The following is a 19,449-nucleotide window of genomic DNA, read 5'->3' as shown; positions in this document are numbered from 1 at the left end:
GTTCTCGGGCACGGCGTTCTCACTCGGGTTGTCTGCGTGGATCTACAAGCCATGCTACCAGCCCGTGCGTTCAGGGTCGTAGCGAGGCCTTGTGAAGGGCGCCATGAAGCGCTGGCGCGAGAATCAGCCGACGCGCGCGGCGGCATCGAGCAGATCGGCCGAGAGCGCCGACTCGGCACGCATGACGCGACCGAAACCGGCAGCGCTGGCTGCCGCGGCCAACCGTTCGCTGCTGACCACCGCCGTGGTCGCCAACAGCCGGGCCAGCGGCAGCGGCGGCAGCAGCCGGCAGAGATGACTCAGCGCCTCGGCACTCGACAACAGAATCAACGCCGAGGTCGGTAGCTGCAGCAGCGCATCGACGTGGCGACGATCGAGCCGCGGCGCCACGCGCCGATACACGTGCAGCTCGCGCAGCTGCGCGCCGCGCGTCGCCAGCTGCTCGCCCAGCAAGCCGCGGCCACCGGGCGCACCGATCAGCGCAACCCGTTTGCCGGCCGGCTCGCGCAGGGCCGGATGATCGAGCAGGCCTTCGCTATCCTGCCTTGCAGGTACCCATGCGACATGCATGCCGTGCCTTTGCAGCGCGCCTGCGGTACCTTGCCCCACGGCCAGCACGGTCGCGGACGAAAGCAGCGGCGACAGCGCGGCAGCGAACGCTACCGCCGCAGGGCTGGTGAAAATCAGCAGATCGTCGGCAAGGGCATGCTGCAACGCTGCACGGGCTACAGCCTGATCGGACACACCGCGCAGCGACAGGCCCGGCAGCAGCATCGGCACGCCGCCGCGGGCACGCACCCTGCGCGCCATCGAAGCAGCCGTACCGGCGGGGCGTGTGATGACCACCGTGCGGCCGCCCAGATCCGGGGGAGTTTGCCGCTGCATCTTCGCCTCGCATCCACTTCTCGCCATTGGCCGTAAGTGTAACGACCTACCTACAATCGGGTATTCACCCGTACGGACAGAGCCTCACGTGAGCACCATCGATCTCCCAACGCACAACCTCGCCCGCCAAGCTAAGCAGCTGGTGCAGTTCATGCGTGATGAAATTCCCATGGCGCGGGCAATGGATATTCGCTTGGGCGACTGCGATGAAGACCGCCTGGATCTGCTCGCGCCGCTCGCGCCCAACGTCAACGACAAGGGCAGCGCCTTCGGCGGTAGCCTGGTCAGCGTGATGACGCTCAATGGCTGGGCGCTGGTGGAGTTGGCCCTGCGCCGGCACGGCGAGGACTGCGACCTGTTCGTCGGCGAGTCCAGCGTGCATTACCTGACGCCGGTGCTGCGCGATTTCCGCAGCGAAGCCAAGCTCTCGGCGCAGGCGGACTGGGCGACGTTTTTTCGCACGCTGGATACGCGTGGGAAGGCGCGCATCGAGGTGGTTTGCTCGGTGCCCGGCGAACACGGTAAGCCGGCGGCGACGCTATGCGCCCGCTTCGTCGCCAAACGGCGCAGCGCACAGGCGTCTTAACGACACCGGACGCCGGCAGCGGCTTGAGGCAGAATAGATCAGTCAACAGCCACCCCTTCGCCAAATCGCTGTCATACCGACTGAGGCTACCCGCCATGCGCCGCGTACTGAGCATTCTTGCCCTTGCCGCTTTGCTTTTGGTCGCCGGTTGCGCCACGCAGAGCCGTACGGAAACGCTTAACACCACGCTGACAGCCTATGCCAGCACGGTACGCTGGGGCGATTTTCAGAGCGCCACCATTTTCCTCGACCCGAAGACGCGCGCCGACAAAATGCCCACTGCGCTCGACCTGGCGCGCTACAAGCTGGTGCAGGTCAGCGGATACGACGCCGGCAATGGCCCGGTGCCCGACGGTGAAAACCAGGTGCGGCAGATCGTGCATATCAACCTGATCAACGTCAGCACACAGTCCGAGCGCAGCATCATCGACCGGCAGACCTGGCGCTACGACGAAACCACCAAGCACTGGTGGCTGACCAGCGGGCTGCCGGACATCACGCAGCAGCAGTGACCGCCACAGGTTCGCCGCCTGGCAGCGCCGCCCTGCCTGACCCGCACTGCCCGTATAATCGCCGGTTTACCCGAACAGCCGCACTTCACGCGGCAGTGGAACCACGATGAACGATTTTCTGCACAAGCTGCCCGAATTTATCGGCAACCATGCGGCGCTTTCGGCGCTGTTCGCGATCCTGCTGCTGGCGCTGATCGTCATGCAGATCACCGAACTCTTCAGCAAGACCAAGGTGCTTACGCCTGCCGGCCTGACCCTGCTGATCAACCGCGAGAGCCCGCTGCTGGTCGATCTGTCGGCTGTGGTCGACTTCGAGAAAATGCACGTGCCCGGCGCCAAGCACGTGCTGATGAGCCAGTTCGATCCGGCCAACAAGGATCTGGCCAAGGCACGCGAGCTGCCGGTAGTGGTGATGGACAAGGACGGCCGCGGCAACTCGATCAAGGCCTCGCAGCAGCTGGTCAAGGCCGGCTTCACCCAGGTCTATACACTGGGCGGCGGCGTGCTCGCCTGGCAGCAGGCGCAGCTGCCGCTGGCCAAGGGCAAAAAATAAACGGCGCGTTCCGGAACGTCTGCGGTCAAACCCGTTGCAACGCGTGCGGCGGGCAAGCCGGCACTAAAGATGGTGAATCCCGGCGCGGCCGTTGAGTATCTGCGCCAGCACGTCGGGCGCGTACTCGAACGAGTCGTAGTACAGGCGATCCTCGGGCAGGCCGGCCTGCAGAAACAGCTGGTGTCCGGCCTCGATCATGGGTGGCGGTCCGCTCATGTAGACGTCGTAGCCGGACAGCTGCGGGTGATCAAGCAGCACCACTTCGTGCACCAGGCCGCTGCGCATGCCGCCGGCCTGTTCGGGGTCGGACACCACCGCGTGAAAATGCAGGTTCGGCGCCGCCTCGGTCCAGCGCTCCGCCAGAGCGGGCATGTAGATATCCGCCGCGCTGCGCGCACCCCAATAGACGTGCATCGGCCGCCGTGTGCCCAGCGCAATGAAGTGCTCGACGATGGCCTTGATCGGCGCAAAGCCGGTGCCTCCCGCCATGAAGATCATCGGCCGCTCGGAATCCTCGCGCGGCACAAAGGTGCCCTGCGGACCTTCGATGCGCAGCACGTCGCCGACCTTGAGACTTTCATAGACCCACGAGGTGAAACCGCCACCGATGGCCTGACGCACGTGCAGCTCGATCATGCCGTCGGCCTGCGGGCCGTTGGCGATGGAGAACGGCCGATGCTTGCCGTTCTCCAGGATCACGTCCAGATACTGGCCGGGCACCCAGTTGAGCTTGGTCTCGCCAGGCGCCGGCAGCAGGTGCAGGCCGACCGCGTCGCTGGCCAGTTGCCACTTTTCCGCCACGACCATGTCAAGCTGGCGTCGGGCGATCGCTTCGACCGAGGTCACTTCGCGCACGTCCAGCAGCAGGTCGCTGGTTGCGGTGGCTTGGCATAGCAGCACGGCGTGATGAGCCTTGTCGCTGGCGCTCAGTGCGATCGGTGGGTTGTGCGTGTATTCGCATTCGCCCTGCAGCAACGTCGCCTTGCAGCTGCCGCAGACGCCCGAGCGGCAGGAATACGGCAGGGCAATACCGGCGCGCTGGGCGGCCTCAAGCACAGTTTCATCGGCCGCGATGGCGAACTGGCGACCGGAGGATTTGATGTTGGCAGTGAACACCCGAGTTTTCCCGATGCATTGTCGCGGCGGTGACAGCGGACAACAATGGCGGTTCGACTGGCAGGAATCAACAATGACGACATCTACCACTCCGATCTGGAAACAGAGCACCGACCTCGAGCGCATCAACGCGTGGAACGTCAACACCGCCATGGAGGTACTCGGCATCCGCTTCACCGCCGTCGGCGACGACTGGCTGCAGGGCACGATGCCGGTCGACCGACGCACACACCAGCCGTTCGGCCTGCTGCACGGAGGCGCCTCGGTGCTGCTGGCCGAAACGCTGGGCAGCAGCGCGGCGATGCTCACGCTCGATCCGGAAAAAGAGCTCACCGTGGGCCTCGACATCAACGCCAACCACATCCGCGGCGTGCGCAGCGGTATCGTCACCGGTACCGCCCGACCCTTCCACCTTGGCCGCACCACTCAGGTGTGGGAGATCCGCATCGAAAACGAGGAAGGCTCGCTGGTCTGCGTGTCGCGACTGACCATGGCCGTGGTGCCCGCCCGCGTGATCGGCGCGGCGTCGAAGTGAGCCGGCCTATCGTGAGCACGCTTTGAACCACGACGCGCCCTACGCCACGCTCACGCCGGACTGTGTGCTCGATGCCGTCGGCGCCTGCGGGCTGTGGACCGACGGCCGCCTGTTGGCGCTGAACAGTTACGAGAACCGCGTCTGGCAGGTCGGTATCGAGGACAGTTCACCGGTCATCGCCAAATTCTACCGGCCCGGCCGCTGGACGAATGCCGCCATCGCCGAGGAACATGCGTTCACTCTCGAACTGGCGGCGGCCGAGCTGCCGGTGGTCGCCCCCCTGAGTTTCAGCGATCGCAGCCTGCTGGAGCACGCAGGGTTTCGTTACGCGCTCACGCCGCGGCGCGGCGGCCGGGCGCCGACGCTGGAATCAGCCGATCAACTGCAGTGGCTGGGTCGACTGATCGCGCGGATGCACGTTGTCGGTGCGCGCCAGCCGTTTGCGCATCGCGGCACGCTCGATCGCGCGACGATGGTGCGGCCGTCGATGCAGGCGGTACTCGGTTCGTCGCTGCTGCCGGCGTCACTGCATGATCACTACCGTGCAGCCGCCGAGCGGCTCGATGGCACGATCGAACAGCGGCAATCGGCGATCGGCCCGGTGCGCCAACTGCGCCTGCACGGCGACTGCCACCCGGGCAACGTGCTGTGGACGGACGACGGCCCACACTTCGTCGATCTCGACGACGCGCGCATGGGTCCGGCCGTGCAGGACCTGTGGATGCTGGCCAGCGATGCGCGCCACATGGAAGCCATGCTCGAAGGCTATCGCCAATTTCGCGATTTCAGCGACGACGAGCTGATGCTGGTGCCCGTACTGCGCGCGATGCGGCAGATGCATTACGCCGCATGGATCGCCACGCGCTGGCACGACCCGGCGTTCCCCGCGGCGTTTCCGTTCGCGGTCGAATCGCGTTGGTGGGAGCAACATATTGCCGACCTGCATGAGCTGGCCGATGAACTGGCGTGATGCTTTTTTGCACGAATGACGGTCGCCCGGCCAGCATCGCCATCCAATAACGTCGATCTGTTCCCAAGCGTCGCGCAGCAAAGTCGAGAGACGGGTGTCACCAGCACTTACAATGAGGTGTTTTTTATCTCGGAGTGACGCATGCGCCTGATTCTTTTTCGCCTGATCGGCATCCTGGAAATCGCCGGCGGCTTCTATGGCGTGGTGGCTGCGCTGCACCGACTGCTGCCGCTGGGCTCGACCCATGAAAGCATTTTCGCGCTGATCGATCTGGCGGTCTTCGCATTCGTACTGATCGCCGGCGTGCTGCTGCTGGACAACAGCGAACGCGGCATCGCCTTTTCGCGCTGGGCACAGCTGCTGCAGGTGCCGCTGATCGCGACCTCGGCCTTCAGCTATGCGCTGTCCAGCGGCGCGTTCGTCAACGTGTTTTCGACCCTGCACTTGCCGCCGCATTTATTGCTGGATTCGCATTTCGGCACACAGGGTTTCGTGCTGGCCACCAGCGGCCCCGGCACCTCGCGCATCGGTATCAATTTGCTCGCCCTGCTGTCGTGGTTGGCGCTACGATTCCGCTGAACCTTTCACACAAGGCAAACAGCCATGGCCCGTCCGAGCTTTATCGAATTGCCCGCCGCCGATATCGACGCCGCCAAACAGTTCTACTCGAACGCGTTCGGGTGGGCACTGACCGATTTCGGACCGAGCTACGCCTGCACCATGACCGGCGACGTCGATGTGGGCCTGCAGGGCGATATGACGGAGGCGCCGCGCGCGCCGCTGCCGGTGATCGCGGTGGACGATCTGGAGGCCGCGCTGGTGGCGGTGACGGCCGCCGGCGGCACCATCGTCAAACCCACGTTCGGCTTTCCCGGCGGGCGCCGTTTTCATTTCACCGATCCCAACGGCAACGAGCTGGCCGTGCTTCAGGCCGATTGAATGCGGCAAACGGAGCGCGGCGACGCGTGCGCGGCAAATCGCTAAGCTGAGGTCAACCGATGACCTGGCTGGATACGCGATGGACCTGTTGCCGATGAATTTCCGCACCCGCAAGTGGGTGAAGCCCGAAGACCTCAATCCCAACGGCACGCTGTTCGGCGGCAGCCTGCTGCGCTGGATCGACGAAGAGGCCGCGGTGTACGTGATCGGCCAGCTCGGCAACAGCCGCGTGGTGACCAAGTACATGTCGGAAATCAATTTCGTGAGCTCGGCGCGCCAGGGCGACGTGATCGAGCTGGGCATCAACGCCACCCGCTTCGGCCGCACCTCGATCACATTGCGCTGCGAAGTGCGCAACATGGTCACGCATAAAAGTATCCTCACCATCGACGAGATCGTCTTCGTCAACATGAGCCCGGACGATCAGCCGCTGCCGCATGGCCGCACCAAGCCAACGCTCGATAACAGCGATCCCTAAGCGGCGTCGAACGCTGTCCAAACCGGTGATTGGGACGCCGCACGCTATCATGCGTGCATGAATACGCCCTCGCCTGCCGAATCCACGCCCTCCCCCACCGCTGCTGCGGCCGCCACGCTCCCCGTGATCCGCCTGAAGTCCGACCGCAATCCCGGTCATCCCTGGGTGTGGTCGGCCCAGCTGTACAAGCCCGAGGCGCGGCTGCCGCCGGGCACCGTGGTCGAGGTGCACGACGCCAAGGGCCGCTTCGTCGGCCGCGGCTTCTGGAACGGTCACGCGCGCATCGCGCTGCGATTGCTGAGCAACGACGAGGCCGAGGCGATCGATGCGCAGTGGATCGCCAAACGCATCGACAGTGCCGTCCAGCTGCGCCGCGAGCTGCTACAGATCGACCACGTCAGCGACGCCTGGCGCGTGGTGCACAGCGAAGGGGACGGCCTGTCGGGGCTGATCGTCGACCGCTATGCCGATATCCTGGTGATCGAATATTTCGCCGCCGGCATGTGGCGCTTCCGCGAGGCGATCCACGCGGCCTTGCTGACGCACTTCCCCGGCGCGCGGCTTTACTGGTTTGCCGAATCGCACGTGCAGAAGCAGGAGTCGTTCGACTGCCGCAGCGGCGACGTACCCGAGGCCGTGCAGGTGCACGAGCACGAGCTGCGCTTTCACGCGGCGCCGGGCTGCGGCCACAAGACCGGCTTCTTCGCCGATCAGCGCGACAACCGCCGCCGCTTTGCCGAGCTGGCGCGCGGCAAGCGCGTGCTCGATCTGTGCTGCAACGCTGGCGGCTTCGCCGTGCATGCGATGGCGGCCGGGGCGCTGACCGCGACCGGCGTCGATCTGGATGCCGGCATTCTGGAGATCGCCCGCGCCAACGCCGCGGCCAACAACGTGACGGTGAATTTCGAGCAGGCCGATATCTTCGACTGGGTGCGCGCGGCGGTGGCACGCGGCGAGCAGTTCGACGCGGTGATTCTCGATCCGGCCAAACTCACGCGCGACCGCAGCAAGGTGTTCGAGGCGCTGAAAAAATACTTCGCGATGAACCGCATGGCGCTCGATGCGATCGCGCCCGGCGGTATTCTGCTGACCTGCTCGTGCACCGGTCTGGTCAGCGAAGCGGATTTTCTGGAGATGCTGCGCCGGGTGGCACTGAACGCGGGCCGCGAAATCCAGATTCTGGACGTGCGCGGCGCCGGCGCCGATCATCCGTTCCGTACCGACGTACCGGAAGGCCGTTATCTCAAGGCGGTGTTCTGCAAGGTCCTTTGAGCACGCGCACAACGGCTTGACGCAAACACGGCGCAGCGACACGAACTTTTTTGGAAACGGCACTGTGAACACCCTCGCCACCGACAGGCCGACGTCGATCGCCTGGACCATCGTCGCGGCGAGCTTCGGCTTTGCCGTAGTGCAGCTGGACGTCACCATCGTCAACGTGGCGCTGCCGCGGCTGAGTGTTGAGCTGACCGCCAGCGTGCCGGGACTGCAGTGGGTGGTGGATGCGTACAGCCTGGTCTTTGCGGTGCTGCTGCTGTCGGCCGGCGTCATGGGCGACCGGCTGGGCGCTAGGCGCGCCTATCTGATCGGCCTGGCCGGTTTCGCGCTGGCCTCGGCCGCGTGTGGCGCGGCACAGACCGCGGCCGAGCTGATCGCCGCGCGCGCGGTGCAGGGCATTGGCGCTGCGCTGCTGGTACCGCCGTCGCTTGCGCTGATCAATCACGCCTGCGCGCACGATGCCAAACTGCGCGCCAAGGCGATCGGCTTCTGGACGGCCGCGGCCGGCATATCGATCGCCGCTGGTCCGATCGTCGGCGGCCTGCTGCTGGGGTGGCTGGGCTGGCGCAGCATCTTTTTCGTCAACCTGCCGCTGTGCGCGCTCGGTATGGCAATCACCCTGCGCGTCGCCGAAACGCCGCGCAAGCCGCAGCAGCATCTGGACCTGCGCGGCCAGCTGCTGGCGATCACCGCGCTCACCTGCCTTACCGCGGCGGTGATCGAAATCGGACCGCTCGGCGTCACGCATCCGCTGGTGCTGACCAGCTTGGCGCTGGCCGTGGTCAGCGCGCTGCTGTTCGTGCGGGTGGAGTCGCGCGTGGCCCAGCCGATGCTGCCGCTGCGTTTTTTCCGCCTGCCCAACTTCAGCCCGGCGGTAATGTTCGGCATCTCGGTGAACCTGACCTACTACGGGCTGATCTTCATCATCAGCCTGTATCTGCAGCATGTGTGTCGCTACACCGCCACGCAGGCGGGGCTGGCCTTTCTGCCGCTGACCGCCACGTTCGCCGTCGCCAACCTGATCAGCGGCTGGATGGCCGGCCACTACGGCAGCCGTCTGCCGATGCTGCTGGGCGCGATGATCGGCGCGTCCGGCTTTGCGCTGCTGACGCGGCTCGATGCACACAGCAGCTACCTGGCGATGCTGGCCCCGTTCCTTTTGATCCCCAGCGGCATGGGGCTGGGCGTGCCCGCGATGACCACGGCGATCCTGGCCAGCGTCGAAAAAACGTTTTCCGGCACCGCCTCGGCCGTGCTCAACGCCGCGCGGCAGGCCGGCGGCGCCATCGGCGTGGCGGCGTTCGGCGCGCTGGTCACCGGCGGTGATGGCCGCATCGTGCCCGGCATGCATCGGGCCGCCTGGCTGTCCAGCGCACTGCTCGCCATGGCAGCCGTCGTCGTGTGGTTCGGCATTCGGCGTCAGGCGGCGCGACCAAACGATCCGATCGGCAGCGAGACGCATCTTTAAGTAGACGCGCCTCGCTGGCGGCTGCTTTCAAAGCGGCGGCGAAACCTTCGCTTTCGGCACGGCCGCGGGCAACAAACCGTCGGCCCGAAACATCGCCTTGATGCCGCGCAGCGCTTGCCGGATGCGGTCCTGGTTTTCGATCAGGGCGAAGCGCACGTAGTCGTCGCCGTAGTCGCCGAAACCGATGCCCGGTGACACCGATACCTTGGCCTCGGCCAGCAGCTTCTTGGCAAACGACAGCGAATCCATGCCGTCGTACGACGCGGGTATTTTTGCCCAGACGTACATCGACGCCTTCGGCACCTCGACCATCCAGCCGATCTCATGCAGGCCCTTGACCAGCACGTCGCGACGCTGCTGATAGTTGGCGGCGATGTCGCGCACGCACTGCTGGTCGCCCTCCAGCGCGGCAATGGCGGCGACCTGCAGGGGCGTAAACGTGCCGTAGTCGTGATAGCTCTTGATCCGCGCCAGCGCGTTGACCAGCTCGGCATTGCCGACCATGAAGCCGATCCGCCAGCCGGCCATGTTGTAGCTCTTGGACAGGGTGAAAAATTCCACCGCGATGTCTTTCGCGCCCGGCACCTGCATGATCGACGGCGCCTTCCAGCCATCGTAGACGATATCGGCGTAGGCCAGATCGTGCACCACCAGCACGTCGTACTGCTTGGCCAGTGCGACCACGCGTTCGAAGAAATCCAGCTCCACGCACTGCGCGGTCGGATTCGACGGAAAGCCGAGAATCATCATCTTCGGCTTGGGGATGCTCTCGCGAATGCCGCGTTCGAGTTCGGCGAAAAAATCGATGCCCGGCGCCATCGGGATCGAGCGGATCTGCGCGCCGGCAATCACCGCGCCATAGATGTGAATCGGATAACTGGGATTGGGCACCAGCACCGTATCGCCGCGGTCCAGCGTGGCCAGCATCAGATGCGCCAGGCCCTCCTTCGAGCCGATGGTGACGATGGCCTCGCTGTCCGGGTCGATTTCCACGTCGTAGCGCTCGCCGTACCAGCGCGCAATCGCGCGGCGCAGGCGCGGTATGCCCTTGGAGGTCGAGTAGCCGTGCGTATCCGGCCGCTGCGCCACCGTGCACAGCTTTTCCACGATATGCGGCGGCGTAGCGCCATCGGGATTGCCCATGCTGAGATCGACGATGTCTTCGCCACGGCGACGTGCCGCCATCTTCAGCTCGGCGGTGATGTTGAATACGTAAGGGGGAAGACGTTCGATGCGCTCGAACCGCCTCGATTCAGGGCGCGCCGTGGAAAGGGATGACACAGAAACGGATGGAGCAACCTGCTCGGTCATGACAGCCTCGTTGTACGTAAGCGCCCGGAACCGTCCGAGCGACGTCGGAGCGTTGCCGACCGCTGGTGTCGGCGCCGCTCCTGGCTCGACGATAATCGGCCGGGGCCTGCGCTGTCGATAGCCCGTGCACGCCAGCTTGACCACGCATGTCGACACTGCCGGCATGAGCCAGCCTTCATCCATCCCCAAAGTTCCCCTTGAAGTCGACCCCCTTCTGCGCAGCGCAGTGCGCGCCGCCGGCCTGCGCTACGTCAGCGACGACCAGCCCGGCATCGTGCGCAAGCGTCGCGGCAAGGGCTTTGGTTATCTCGATGCTAAGGGTTTGCGCATTACCGACGAAGAGGTGCTGACGCGCATTCGCGCGCTGGCCATCCCGCCCGCCTACGTCGATGTCTGGATCTGCACCAACCCCAACGGCCACCTGCAGGCCACCGGCCGCGACGCCCGCGCGCGCAAGCAGTACCGCTATCACGAGCGATGGCGCGAGATGCGCGACCACGGCAAGTTCGACCGCGTGCTCGCCTTCGGCGACGTGCTGCCGAAGCTGCGCCGACGCGTGCGCAGCGACCTCGCACAGCACGGCCTGCCCGAGGAAAAAGTGCTGGCGCTGATCGTGCGGCTGCTCGACGAAACGCTGATCCGCATCGGCAACGATCGCTATGCGCGCGACAACAAAAGTTTCGGCCTGACCACGCTGCGCTCGCGCCATGTGCAGCTGCATCGCGGCCGGCTGCGCTTTGATTTTCGCGGCAAGAGCGGCCAGCAGCGCGAACTCGAACTGGACGACAAGCGGCTGGCAAAAATCATCCATACCTTGCAACAGCTGCCGGGGCAGCGCCTGTTCCAGTATCTGGACGAACAGGGCAAACGCCAGCCGGTGGATTCGGAGATGGTCAACGACTATCTGCGTCACACGACCGGCGGCGAATTCACCGCCAAGGATTTCCGCACCTGGGGCGGCACGGTGCAGGCGGCCGGCGTGCTGGCGCGCACGCCGCTGCCGGAAAAAGGCGGCGATCGCGCGATGCGTTCGGCGCTGGCCGCAGCGATCAAGGAGGTTGCCGCCACGCTGGGCAATACGCCGGCGGTGTGTCGCGCCTCCTACATCCATCCGCTGATCATCGAGGGCTGGCAGGACGGCAGCCTGCAGCACGTCATCCCGCCCACGGCCGGCCAGCACGCGCGTCAGCTCGAAACGCTGACCCTGCGCTATCTGCGCCGTCGACTGAAAGCCGGCGGCCGTCGCAGCGGATGAGTCGCCAGCGCGTAAACTGGCGCTCAGACTTCTTCGGAATGCGCCATGCCTGCTGTTGAAATACTGCTGATCGTTCTCCTCGTCGCCGTGCTGATCGTGCTCGTGCTGCAGGTTCTCGCACTGCGCCGCGGTCGTGAGGACGCCGGCCTGCATATACGCCTGGATGCGCTCAAGGACGACGGCGAACGCCTGCAGCGCACGCTGCGCGAAGAGCAGCGCGCCGGGCGCGACGAGCTGCAGCAGGGTTTCGATCGATTCCGAAGCCACGTTGGCGAACAGCTCGGCGGGATGTCGCAGCAGCAGGCCGAACGGATCGACGGCTTCGCCCTGCGCCTGACCCAACTCACCGAACGCACCGACGCCGGCCTGCAGTCGCTGGCGCAACGGCTGACGGAAGACGCCCGCCGCAGCCGCGAGGAATCGACGCTCACGCTCAACCGCCTGGGCGACCAGCAGCAGCAGCGGCTCGTCGCACTGACCGCCGACATCGAAAAACGCATGACCGAAGTGCGCACCACGCTGGAAACCAAGCTCGGCGCGATGCAGCAGGACAACGCCGCCAAGCTCGAACAGATGCGCGCCACCGTCGATGAAAAGCTGCAGAGCACGCTGGAAACGCGGCTGGGCCAGTCGTTCAAACTGGTCTCCGAACGATTGGAAGCGGTGCAGCGCGGCCTGGGCGAAATGCAGTCCCTCGCCGTCGGCGTGGGCGATCTCAAGCGCGTGTTGGGCAACGTGAAGCGTCGCGGCATTCTCGGCGAAGTGCAGCTCGGCGGCCTGCTCGAAGATTTGCTGACCAACGAACAGTACGCCACCAATGTCGCTACGGTACCGGGCAGCAGCGAGCGGGTGGAATACGCCATCCGCATGCCCGGACAGGAAGACGGCGAGAACGTCTACCTGCCGATCGATTCCAAGTTTCCGGTCGAGGACTACCAGCGCCTGCTCGACGCGCAGGATGCGGCCGACGTCGAGGCCGCGGCTTTGGCCGGACGCGCGCTGGAAGTGCGCGTGCGCGATGAGGCCAAACGCATCAAGTCGAAGTACGTGGCGGCGCCGCACACCACCGATTTCGCCGTGCTGTTTCTGCCCACTGAAGGCCTGTATGCCGAAGTGCTGCGCCGCCCGGGCTTGTTCGAAAGCCTGCAGCGCGACCATCGCGTCATGGTGGCCGGCCCCACCACGCTCAGCGCCCTGCTCAACAGCCTGCAGATGGGCTTTCGCACGCTGGCCATCGCCAAGCGCAGCAGCGAGGTATGGAAGCTGCTGGGCGTGGTGAAAAACGAGTTCGGCAAGTTCGGTCTGGTGCTGGAAAAAGCCGAGCGTCAGCTCAATACCGTCAGCAAGAGCATCAGCGACGCGGGAAAAAAGACCAAGACGATCGAGCGCAAGTTGCGCGGCGTCGAATCCATCGCCATCGAGGATCCGAACAAGGTATTCGGCACGCCGTCGCTCGATGTGGCCGACGATCTCGATACGGAAGCGGATCAAGAAATGTGAGCGATTCGCGCAGTTCGATACACCGGCATCATCGCCGACTCGGCCTGCTGGCAACGGAGCTGGATCGGCTGCGCAAGACGCTGCCGCCACGCGAGCGGCTGATCGTTGGCCTGATGCAGGCCGTGCGCGTTGGCGCTGGCGCCACGCTGGGGTATTTCGCGGCGCGCGCGGTGGGGCTGGATCAGGGTTTCTGGGCGGCGATCACCGCGATTTCGGTCACGCAGAACAGTTTTGCGGAGGTGAAAAATTCCTCGCGCGATCAGTTTATCGGCGCCATCTTCGGCGGCCTGCTCGGACTGACCGCCGCCGCCCTGGGCGATGACCACTACCTCTTCTATTTGATCGCCGTGATGTTCGGCACCCTGCTGTGCTGGCTGATCAACCTCGGCGCCGCCGGCCGGATCAGCAGCGTGACGACCACCATCATCATGCTGGTACCGCACACCGGTCCGTTCTGGCAGATTGCGCTGCTGCGCCTGGGCGAGGTGATGATCGGCGCAATGGCCGCGCTCCTCGTCACCTGGCTGGTGGACCGGCTGGCGTCGCGACTGGGCTTCAACGAGCCCATCCACTGACGCCTGCGCGCGATGGCCGGTCAAACCGCCTTGGCCGCCTTCTTCTGATACGGATAGAACTGGCGATCGCGCAGCTCGTGCTCGATTTTTTCCAGGCTCTTGCCCATCGTCTCCGGCACCAGGTAATAAATGAACACCAGCGAAAAAACCGAGATCGCCGCGTACAGCCAGAAGGTGTGCGTGGCGCCGAGCCAGGTGACCAGGCTCAACGTGGTGAGCGTCACGATCAGGTCGAACGACCAGTGGCTGAAAGCGCCAAGCGCCGCGCCCTTGCCGCGAACGAACAGCGGATAGACTTCCGAATTGATCAGCCAGATGCACACGCCGAAGCCGCCGCAGTTGAGCATCAGATACGCGCCCAGGCAAAGCACCACCAGCAATCGGCTGGTATCGGTAGTCGGCCCCTGGCCTTCGAACAGATAGCCCAGCACGACCAGGGCCACGATCGAACCGGGAATCATCCACAGCAGATAGGTGCGCCGACCGATGCGGTCGACCAGCACGCTGCCGATCACCGTCATGATCACCACCAGCAAGGTGCTGAAACCCGTCGCCAGCACCGCCGCCTTATCCGAGAAGCCGGCCTTGGTAAGGATCGTCGGCGCGTAGTAGATCAGCGCGTTGTTGCCGGTGATCTGCGAGAACATCGAGATGCTGGCGCCGACAATCACCGCCGGACGAATCCACGGCTTGGCCAGATCGCGCCAGCGCCCTTCGGGTTCGTCGAGCACCACCGTGCGAATTTCGGCTACCTCGGCCACCGCTTCGTCGTGATTGCCGCGCACGCGCTCCAGCGTGGTCAGCGCCTCCTGGTCGCGCTTTTTGACCAGCAGCCAGCGCGGGCTTTCCGGCAAAAAGAACATGCCACCGAGCAGGATCAGCGCCGGCACCACGCCAAGGCCGAACATCCAGCGCCAGTGATCGCCCAGGGCAAAGCCGGTGGCGTAGGCCACGGTGATGCCGAACACCACCATGAATTGAAACAGCACGACCATCTTGCCGCGATGCGCCGGCGGCGAGACTTCGGCGATGTACACCGGAATGATCTGGGTCGAGCTGCCGGCGCTGAGGCCAAGCAGAAAACGCGACGCGATCAGAAACCCGATGCTCGGCGACAGCGCCGAGCAGATCGAGCCGATGGCGAACAGCACGCCCACGCCGATGACCATACGCCGACGACCCAGCCGATCGGAAAGCGGACCGGTACCCAGACAGCCGAACAGCGCGCCGAAGATGATCGCGCCGGTCACCAGCTGCTTGGTCGTGTCGTCCATCGAAAACTGCCGCCCGAGGCCCAACAGCGCGACGCCGATAATGCCGGTGTCGTAACCGAACAGCAGACCGCCAAGGGCGGCGATCACGGCGATACCAATCACCAGACCCATCATGTTTTTGGTTTGCGGCTTCGCCAGGCCATCGTGGCGCGTATTCATCGACATACTCCCGAACAGAATGCAGCTGCGCAGACGATGCGTCTACGGTGGAAAATTGGAGCCTGAACTTCGGCGGCAGCGCCTTGGTCAGCCGCCGTGTCATCGCTTACTCACCCGAAGCCTTCGACGGCGGCAGTGAGACATGGAAATCCGCGCGCGACGCCGTGGCCGCGATGCGAACGGCATTGGGCTCGTCGGTATGTTCGATCCACGCCAGCGCGTCCTCACGGCTGCGGCCATAGCGCATGTGCCGCTCCAGCAGCTGGCGATGGCGCTGCGCGGGATCCACGTCGACAAACCAGACCTCGTCGAGGAATGCCCGCGCATGGCTCCATGCGCCCTCATCGAGTAACAGGTAGTTGCCTTCGGTAACAATTAGCGGCACGTTCGGTGGCAGCGCGATCTCACCGGCGATGGGCTCCTCGATCTCGCGATGAAACGCGGGCGCGTAGACGATTTCATCGGGCACCGCTAGCTTTAACCGCCGCAGCAACGCCGCGTAGCCGGCTGCGTCGAAGGTGTCGGGCGCGCCCTTGCGAGCTGCGCGGCCCAGTCGGGCGAGCTCAGCATTGGCGAGGTGGAAACCATCCATCGGTGCCAGCGCAGCTTGATCACCCAGCGCATCGACCAGCGCCTGCGCTAAGGTCGACTTGCCTGCTCCAGGCAGGCCGACAATACCAAGTAGCTGTCGACCGCCACGATCTAGCAGCGCCTGTACGCGCCGCATGGCTTGCTGCGGAATCATCCAACGACTCGAATGGAAGGACTGCGACATTAAGCGCTACGGTTTGTAAACATGGTGCGACGAGCAGGCGTTTCTTAGCGGCAAAGCTGGCTGCGACGGGTGGTCGCACAACGCGGCAGGCTAAAAGTGACGCCACCCCGCTACACTCAGCGGCCGCTTTGTGACCCATTAAAAGGAATCGCGCATGAGCGATAACGACAAATCCGCGCCGGTGACCCGCGAACAGGCGGAAGACGCTGTGCGTACGCTGCTGCGCTGGGCCGGTGAAGACCCGACCCGCGAAGGCCTGCTTGACACACCCAAGCGCGTGGTCAAGGCCTATGGCGACTGGTTTTCCGGCTATACCTCCGACCCGGGCGAATATCTGAGCCGCACCTTCAAGGAAGTGGCCGGTTACGACGAGATGGTCGTGCTGCGCGATATCGAGTTTGAAAGCCACTGCGAGCATCACATGGCGCCGATCATCGGCCGTGCGCACGTGGGCTATCTGCCGACCAATCGCGTGGTCGGCATAAGCAAGCTGGCGCGCGTGGTCGACGGGTTTGCGCGGCGCTTCCAGGTGCAGGAAAAGCTCACCGCGGAAATCGCCAACTGCATCCAGGAAAATCTGCACCCGGCCGGTGTGGCGGTTGTCATCGACGCCAGCCACGAGTGCATGAGCACGCGCGGCGTGCACAAGCGCGGCGTCTCGATGATCACCAGCCAGATGCTGGGCTCGTTCCGCGAGGACGCGCGCACGCGCATGGAATTTTTGCAGTTTATCGGCATCGACCGCGGCGTGCGCTGAGTGTCCGCCGCCGCGATGTCTGGACGTCCATTCTCATCGCGGCTGGCGCAGTTCTTTTTCGCAACGCTGCTTTCGGCGAGCGCGATAACCGCGGCGCAAGACTATCCGCAGACGCCGCGCGACTACCTGCGGCTGATGGATGCCAACGGTGACGGCAAGATCAGCGAAGCCGAATACGTCGAGTACATGAGCCGCAGTTTTCTGCGCATGGACGCGAACGGCGACGGCATTCTGGAGTCCAGCGAGCTGCCGGGCGGGCACGGCAGACCCATTTCGCTGCGCGAGTTCCAGGACAATCTGCGCAGGCAGTTTCACCGGCTCGACCGCAACCACGACGGCTACCTCAGCGCGAAAGAGCTGGCGCAGCCGCCGGGTTGATTGATAGGCGTCGCGCCTACTGCGCGCCTCAAGTGGAAATCGCCAGACGCTCCGATCGATACAGCTGCATGGTCACCAGCACGGCAAGCAGCGCCGCCAGCAGGCTTCCTGCGAGACATGACACGACCTGCATCGGCTCCATGCCGTCGCCGCGCAGCAGCTGCATGATGCCCAGGTTCTGACCGAGCAACGGCACGGCATACATCCACGGCTCGGCCTTGATCGGCAAAATGGCCAGCACCAGGCTCGGGATCGCGGGAACCAGCATCAGCAGTGACAGGTAGGTCTGTGCCTCGCGATAGCTCTTGGCGAACGCCGCCACCAGCGACTGCAGCGCGGCCAGCAGCAGCAGGATCGGCAGCATCAGCAGCAGTACATAGGCTGCGAAGTGCACGCCGAGATCCAGCTCCATGCCGATCTTTTCCGCCGGTATGAATTGACCCACCACCGCAAACGCCACCAGCGTGATCAGCAGGCTGGCGGTCGAAAACACGCAGATCGCCGCCAGCTTGCCCAGGAAGATTTTCCAACGTGCCACCGGGTTGGCGAACAGCGGCTCCAGCGACTGCCGTTCGCGCTCACCGGCAGTGAGGTCGATCGCCAGGTACATGCCGCCCATGAAAATCGTGATGATGAAAAAGTACGGCAGCATCGCGAACATCAGCACCGCCCGCGACTGCGGCGTGGCCTGATCGCGCCTGGCGACCACCAGCGGCCACGCCGTGCTGGGGGAAAGCCCGCGCGCGACCAGCCGCATCGCACCCTGCTGGCGCGCATAACTTTCCACCAGCTGGCTGACACGCTCTACCGAAGTGTTGGCATCGCGCTGCGACGAATCGAAAATCATCTCGACCTGCACAGGCTGGCCTTCGCGCCAGGCCTTGCCGTAGTTCGGCGCAATGCGCAGCACGACGTCGGCGTCCTGCTTGCGCACGGCTTTTTCCGGATCGGCCGGCGCGGCGTCCGGCACCACGCCGCCCGCCTTAAGCGCAGCGATGAGATTGGGCGCGTATTGCGCGCCGATCACCGGCACCGGCAAAGGCCTATCTGCCTTGTCCAGCTCGCGTCCGAGCGAGACGTTGAGCAGCATCACGAACAGGATCGGCCCCAGCAGTGGACCGGTGAGAAACGCGCTGATCATGGTGCGCCGATCGCGCAAATTTTCTCTAACCTCTTTAAGAAAGACGGTGAGAAAAGCGCGGCTGCGGCGAACGGCAATTTTTGGTGGCGTATTCATGCGGCCAAACCTTCTTCGCTGCCGATGATCTTGACGAAGGCATCTTCCAGATTCGCTTCACCGGTCTGCTCGCGCAACGCATCGGGCGATTCGTCGGCCACCACGCGGCCGTGCGCGATCACCACGATGCGGTCGCACAGCGCGGCGACCTCCTGCATGATGTGGCTGGAGAACAGCACGCAGCGTCCCTCCTCTCTCAGACGCTGCATAAACTGGCGCAGCGCGCGCGTGGCCATCACGTCCAGACCGTTGGTCGGTTCGTCGAGTATCACGTTGCGCGGATCGTGCACCAACGCTCGGGCGATCGCGGTTTTTACGCGTTGGCCCTGCGAAAAGCCTTCCGTGCGGCGATCGCCGATATCGCCCATCTCGAGCGACTGGATCAGTGCCTCGCGGCGCGCTTTCAGAATATCTTCCGGCAGGCCGTGCAGCCGTCCGAAATAATCGATGTTCTCGCGCGCGGTGAGTCGCTTGTAGAGCCCGCGCGCGTCCGGCAACACGCCGAGCTGCCGGCGCACGGCCAGCGCGTCGACGCCGGCATCGATGCCATCGACCAGCACCTGGCCGCGATCCGGCGTCATCAGCGTATAGAGCATGCGCAGCGTCGTGGTCTTGCCGGCGCCGTTGGGCCCGAGCAGGCCGGTGATTTCGCCGTCGCGCGCCATAAAGCTGACGCCATCGACGGCTTTCACGACGCCGAAGGCTTTATGCAGATCCCTGACTTCGATCACGAGAGTTTGCTCCGATTACGGCAGGCACGCGGTCCGACCGTGCGCTGCGACAGCACAGCCAGCAGCGGTAGCAGAATCACGCAGAGGAAATGCGGCGCCTGGAGCACAGCGGCAGCAAGTATCGCTGCGGCCCACAGCGTGGCGTTCACCAGCACATAGTGTTCTCTCATGGCGCGG

The 19,449-nt window shown here is 64.7% G+C and carries 23 protein-coding genes; 15 read left to right on the top strand and 8 right to left on the bottom strand.

The window, feature by feature from the left end; translation table 11 throughout:
• Nucleotides 1-123: 123 nt before the first annotated feature.
• A complete protein-coding gene (locus HDE78_RS14310) occupies nt 124-885 on the bottom strand; it encodes a uroporphyrinogen-III synthase (RefSeq protein WP_179480641.1) in 762 nt (253 codons plus the stop codon).
• Nucleotides 886-973: 88 nt separating this feature from the next.
• Between HDE78_RS14310 and HDE78_RS14305 the strand changes: the two genes are divergently transcribed.
• The 3 genes from HDE78_RS14305 (at nt 974) to HDE78_RS14295 (ending at nt 2,536) form a co-directional block, all read left to right on the top strand.
• The gene (locus HDE78_RS14305) at nt 974-1,471 is read left to right on the top strand and encodes a YiiD C-terminal domain-containing protein (RefSeq protein ID WP_345776069.1); all 498 of its coding nucleotides are present in this window, start codon (nt 974-976) and stop codon (nt 1,469-1,471) included.
• A 95-nt stretch (nt 1,472-1,566) separates the two neighbouring features.
• The gene (locus HDE78_RS14300; RefSeq protein WP_179480637.1) at nt 1,567-1,983 is read left to right on the top strand and encodes a hypothetical protein; all 417 of its coding nucleotides are present in this window, start codon (nt 1,567-1,569) and stop codon (nt 1,981-1,983) included.
• A gap of 106 nt (nt 1,984-2,089) precedes the next feature.
• Nucleotides 2,090-2,536 (top strand): rhodanese-like domain-containing protein, encoded by a 447-nt coding sequence (locus HDE78_RS14295; RefSeq protein WP_179480635.1) that lies wholly within the window; start codon nt 2,090-2,092, stop codon nt 2,534-2,536.
• Between the two features lie 63 nt (nt 2,537-2,599).
• Here HDE78_RS14295 and HDE78_RS14290 read toward each other — a convergent pair whose 3' ends face one another.
• The gene (locus tag HDE78_RS14290) at nt 2,600-3,652 is read right to left on the bottom strand and encodes a 2Fe-2S iron-sulfur cluster-binding protein (protein ID WP_345776068.1); all 1,053 of its coding nucleotides are present in this window, start codon (nt 3,650-3,652) and stop codon (nt 2,600-2,602) included.
• 73 nt (nt 3,653-3,725) lie between these two features.
• Here HDE78_RS14290 and HDE78_RS14285 point away from each other — a divergent pair, with 73 nt between their 5' ends.
• The 7 genes from HDE78_RS14285 to HDE78_RS14255 all read left to right on the top strand — a co-directional run bounded on the left by HDE78_RS14285 (nt 3,726) and on the right by HDE78_RS14255 (nt 9,320).
• On the top strand, nt 3,726-4,187 hold the full coding sequence (locus HDE78_RS14285) for a hotdog fold thioesterase (RefSeq protein ID WP_179480631.1): 462 nt from the start codon (nt 3,726-3,728) through the stop codon (nt 4,185-4,187).
• 22 nt (nt 4,188-4,209) lie between these two features.
• Nucleotides 4,210-5,157: a serine/threonine protein kinase gene (locus HDE78_RS14280; RefSeq protein WP_179480629.1), complete on the top strand. Its 948-nt coding sequence runs from the start codon at nt 4,210-4,212 to the stop codon at nt 5,155-5,157.
• A 141-nt stretch (nt 5,158-5,298) separates the two neighbouring features.
• Complete coding sequence (locus HDE78_RS14275) at nt 5,299-5,736, top strand: hypothetical protein (RefSeq protein WP_179480627.1); 438 nt, start codon at nt 5,299-5,301, stop codon at nt 5,734-5,736.
• Between the two features lie 24 nt (nt 5,737-5,760).
• Nucleotides 5,761-6,096 carry a VOC family protein gene (locus HDE78_RS14270; protein WP_179480625.1) on the top strand — a complete coding sequence of 112 codons (336 nt, stop codon included), beginning with the start codon at nt 5,761-5,763 and terminating at the stop codon, nt 6,094-6,096.
• Nucleotides 6,097-6,175: 79 nt separating this feature from the next.
• Nucleotides 6,176-6,574 carry a hotdog domain-containing protein gene (locus HDE78_RS14265; protein ID WP_218862379.1) on the top strand — a complete coding sequence of 133 codons (399 nt, stop codon included), beginning with the start codon at nt 6,176-6,178 and terminating at the stop codon, nt 6,572-6,574.
• 57 nt (nt 6,575-6,631) lie between these two features.
• Complete coding sequence (locus tag HDE78_RS14260) at nt 6,632-7,846, top strand: class I SAM-dependent rRNA methyltransferase (protein WP_179480623.1); 1,215 nt, start codon at nt 6,632-6,634, stop codon at nt 7,844-7,846.
• Nucleotides 7,847-7,910: 64 nt separating this feature from the next.
• A complete protein-coding gene (locus tag HDE78_RS14255; RefSeq protein WP_218862378.1) occupies nt 7,911-9,320 on the top strand; it encodes an MFS transporter in 1,410 nt (469 codons plus the stop codon).
• A gap of 27 nt (nt 9,321-9,347) precedes the next feature.
• On the opposite strand, the gene alaC is transcribed toward HDE78_RS14255, so the two are convergent.
• The gene (gene alaC, locus HDE78_RS14250; RefSeq protein WP_179480621.1) at nt 9,348-10,631 is read right to left on the bottom strand and encodes an alanine transaminase; all 1,284 of its coding nucleotides are present in this window, start codon (nt 10,629-10,631) and stop codon (nt 9,348-9,350) included.
• A 163-nt stretch (nt 10,632-10,794) separates the two neighbouring features.
• Here alaC and HDE78_RS14245 point away from each other — a divergent pair, with 163 nt between their 5' ends.
• Genes HDE78_RS14245 through HDE78_RS14235 form a run of 3 tightly spaced genes read left to right on the top strand, consistent with a single transcriptional unit; the run spans nt 10,795 to nt 13,961 of the window.
• Nucleotides 10,795-11,886: a DNA topoisomerase IB gene (locus tag HDE78_RS14245; RefSeq protein ID WP_179480763.1), complete on the top strand. Its 1,092-nt coding sequence runs from the start codon at nt 10,795-10,797 to the stop codon at nt 11,884-11,886.
• A gap of 45 nt (nt 11,887-11,931) precedes the next feature.
• Complete coding sequence (gene rmuC, locus HDE78_RS14240) at nt 11,932-13,386, top strand: DNA recombination protein RmuC (RefSeq protein ID WP_179480619.1); 1,455 nt, start codon at nt 11,932-11,934, stop codon at nt 13,384-13,386.
• Entirely contained in the window at nt 13,383-13,961 is a 579-nt protein-coding gene (locus HDE78_RS14235; protein WP_179480617.1) for an FUSC family protein, read from the top strand. The genes rmuC and HDE78_RS14235 overlap by 4 nt, the downstream gene beginning before the upstream one ends.
• A gap of 20 nt (nt 13,962-13,981) precedes the next feature.
• On the opposite strand, the gene HDE78_RS14230 is transcribed toward HDE78_RS14235, so the two are convergent.
• Together HDE78_RS14230 and HDE78_RS14225 are read right to left on the bottom strand one after the other, a co-directional pair.
• Nucleotides 13,982-15,394 carry a sugar porter family MFS transporter gene (locus HDE78_RS14230; RefSeq protein WP_179480615.1) on the bottom strand — a complete coding sequence of 471 codons (1,413 nt, stop codon included), beginning with the start codon at nt 15,392-15,394 and terminating at the stop codon, nt 13,982-13,984.
• A 106-nt stretch (nt 15,395-15,500) separates the two neighbouring features.
• The gene (locus tag HDE78_RS14225; RefSeq protein WP_179480613.1) at nt 15,501-16,139 is read right to left on the bottom strand and encodes a nucleoside/nucleotide kinase family protein; all 639 of its coding nucleotides are present in this window, start codon (nt 16,137-16,139) and stop codon (nt 15,501-15,503) included.
• 184 nt (nt 16,140-16,323) lie between these two features.
• Here HDE78_RS14225 and folE point away from each other — a divergent pair, with 184 nt between their 5' ends.
• Complete coding sequence (gene folE / locus HDE78_RS14220; RefSeq protein ID WP_179480611.1) at nt 16,324-16,926, top strand: GTP cyclohydrolase I FolE; 603 nt, start codon at nt 16,324-16,326, stop codon at nt 16,924-16,926.
• A gap of 15 nt (nt 16,927-16,941) precedes the next feature.
• Entirely contained in the window at nt 16,942-17,304 is a 363-nt protein-coding gene (locus HDE78_RS14215; RefSeq protein ID WP_179480609.1) for an EF-hand domain-containing protein, read from the top strand.
• Between the two features lie 28 nt (nt 17,305-17,332).
• On the opposite strand, the gene HDE78_RS14210 is transcribed toward HDE78_RS14215, so the two are convergent.
• From HDE78_RS14210 to HDE78_RS14200, 3 genes are read right to left on the bottom strand one after another with little or no spacing between them, the layout of a single operon-like run.
• The gene (locus HDE78_RS14210) at nt 17,333-18,541 is read right to left on the bottom strand and encodes an ABC transporter permease (protein WP_179480607.1); all 1,209 of its coding nucleotides are present in this window, start codon (nt 18,539-18,541) and stop codon (nt 17,333-17,335) included.
• Entirely contained in the window at nt 18,538-19,272 is a 735-nt protein-coding gene (locus tag HDE78_RS14205) for an ATP-binding cassette domain-containing protein (protein WP_179480605.1), read from the bottom strand. The genes HDE78_RS14210 and HDE78_RS14205 overlap by 4 nt, the downstream gene beginning before the upstream one ends.
• A complete protein-coding gene (locus HDE78_RS14200; RefSeq protein ID WP_179480604.1) occupies nt 19,269-19,442 on the bottom strand; it encodes a hypothetical protein in 174 nt (57 codons plus the stop codon). The genes HDE78_RS14205 and HDE78_RS14200 overlap by 4 nt, the downstream gene beginning before the upstream one ends.
• Nucleotides 19,443-19,449 lie beyond the last annotated feature (7 nt).

Origin of the sequence: Rhodanobacter sp. K2T2 (assembly GCF_013408815.1) — a bacterium.
GTDB lineage: Bacteria > Pseudomonadota > Gammaproteobacteria > Xanthomonadales > Rhodanobacteraceae > Rhodanobacter.
Note: the sequence above shows the minus strand (reverse complement) of the source record. Positions and strands in the feature narration are given on the sequence as shown.

Coding starts and splice junctions, on each gene's coding strand:
- HDE78_RS14260 (WP_179480623.1), top strand. CDS start 6,632: ATGAATACGCCCTCGCCTGCCGAATCCACGCCCTCCCCCACCGCTGCT.
- HDE78_RS14225 (WP_179480613.1), bottom strand. CDS start 16,139: ATGATTCCGCAGCAAGCCATGCGGCGCGTACAGGCGCTGCTAGATCGT.
- folE (WP_179480611.1), top strand. CDS start 16,324: ATGAGCGATAACGACAAATCCGCGCCGGTGACCCGCGAACAGGCGGAA.
- HDE78_RS14300 (WP_179480637.1), top strand. CDS start 1,567: ATGCGCCGCGTACTGAGCATTCTTGCCCTTGCCGCTTTGCTTTTGGTC.
- HDE78_RS14245 (WP_179480763.1), top strand. CDS start 10,795: ATGAGCCAGCCTTCATCCATCCCCAAAGTTCCCCTTGAAGTCGACCCC.
- HDE78_RS14200 (WP_179480604.1), bottom strand. CDS start 19,442: ATGAGAGAACACTATGTGCTGGTGAACGCCACGCTGTGGGCCGCAGCG.
- rmuC (WP_179480619.1), top strand. CDS start 11,932: ATGCCTGCTGTTGAAATACTGCTGATCGTTCTCCTCGTCGCCGTGCTG.
- alaC (WP_179480621.1), bottom strand. CDS start 10,631: ATGACCGAGCAGGTTGCTCCATCCGTTTCTGTGTCATCCCTTTCCACG.
- HDE78_RS14230 (WP_179480615.1), bottom strand. CDS start 15,394: ATGAATACGCGCCACGATGGCCTGGCGAAGCCGCAAACCAAAAACATG.
- HDE78_RS14285 (WP_179480631.1), top strand. CDS start 3,726: ATGACGACATCTACCACTCCGATCTGGAAACAGAGCACCGACCTCGAG.
- HDE78_RS14210 (WP_179480607.1), bottom strand. CDS start 18,541: ATGAATACGCCACCAAAAATTGCCGTTCGCCGCAGCCGCGCTTTTCTC.
- HDE78_RS14215 (WP_179480609.1), top strand. CDS start 16,942: ATGTCTGGACGTCCATTCTCATCGCGGCTGGCGCAGTTCTTTTTCGCA.
- HDE78_RS14265 (WP_218862379.1), top strand. CDS start 6,176: ATGGACCTGTTGCCGATGAATTTCCGCACCCGCAAGTGGGTGAAGCCC.
- HDE78_RS14275 (WP_179480627.1), top strand. CDS start 5,299: ATGCGCCTGATTCTTTTTCGCCTGATCGGCATCCTGGAAATCGCCGGC.
- HDE78_RS14310 (WP_179480641.1), bottom strand. CDS start 885: ATGCAGCGGCAAACTCCCCCGGATCTGGGCGGCCGCACGGTGGTCATC.
- HDE78_RS14295 (WP_179480635.1), top strand. CDS start 2,090: ATGAACGATTTTCTGCACAAGCTGCCCGAATTTATCGGCAACCATGCG.
- HDE78_RS14270 (WP_179480625.1), top strand. CDS start 5,761: ATGGCCCGTCCGAGCTTTATCGAATTGCCCGCCGCCGATATCGACGCC.